The following is a 1,005-nucleotide window of genomic DNA, read 5'->3' on the forward strand; positions in this document are numbered from 1 at the left end:
GGGTAATCCCCCCACCCCTTAACCTGACTTAAAAGTAGAATTTCTAAGTTGTTTGATTTAAAGGAAATTCTATGAAAACCTCCCGTTTTACCGATAGCCAAATCATGGGCATCCTCAAGCAAGCCGAGGCTGGCATGCCAGCCCCAGAGCTATGCCGTGAACACGGCATTAGCATTGCTAGCTTTTACAAGTGGCGCGCCAAGTATGGCGGTATGGATGCCTCACTAATGTCTCGCGTCAAAGAGCTTGAGCTAGAGAACGCTCGATTAAAGAAGATGTATGCGGAGGTTCAGCTCCAAGCTGATGTCCTTAAAGAAGTCTTACAAAAAAAGTAACTCGGCCATCTCGTAGGCGCGAGATGGCCAGCCAACAAGTTCACAGTGGCCGAATGAGTATCCGTTTAGCTTGCGATACCTTTGTCATTAGTCAGACTTGCTATCGCTATCACCCGAAGCTATCGACCGACAATGCCCTCATTGCCGATTGGCTGGTACGCCTCACCCAAAATCAACGGAACTGGGGTTTTGGGCTTTGCTTCTTGTACTTACGTAACGTCAAAGGTTTTACCTGGAACCATAAGCGGGTCTATCGCATCTACCGGGAGTTAGAACTGAACCTTCGGATCAAGCCTCATAAACGCTTGGTTCGCGAGAAGCCTGTGCCATTGGTAGTACCTGAAGGCATCAATCAAACCTGGTCAATCGACTTCATGCATGACCAGTTGCACGACGGCAGATCTATCCGCTTATTTAATGTGATTGATGACTTTAATCGGGAAGCCTTAGCCATCGATATTGATTTTTCTATGCCAGCAGCCAGAGTGGTTCGCTCACTCGATCAAGTGATTGAGTGGCGTGGAAAGCCCCTCAAGATACGCTGTGATAACGTACTAAATGCAAGAACTTTTTCCAGCGATAGGCAAAGCCATACCGTAACTGCAATTTGCAGTTAAAAAAATCAAACTTACTACTTGTCTATACCCAAACGGTCACTTCCACAAATAAA

The 1,005-nt window shown here is 46.5% G+C and carries 1 pseudogene; it reads left to right on the forward strand.

Features of this window, described 5'->3' with window-relative positions:
* Positions 1-71: 71 nt before the first annotated feature.
* A pseudogene (locus tag VC188_RS11860) lies at positions 72-886 on the forward strand (IS3 family transposase); the annotation flags it as partial.
* Positions 887-1,005: the final 119 nt, after the last annotated feature.

This window comes from Polynucleobacter sp. MG-28-Ekke-A2 (assembly GCF_035012985.1).
Classification (GTDB): Bacteria; Pseudomonadota; Gammaproteobacteria; order Burkholderiales; family Burkholderiaceae; genus Polynucleobacter.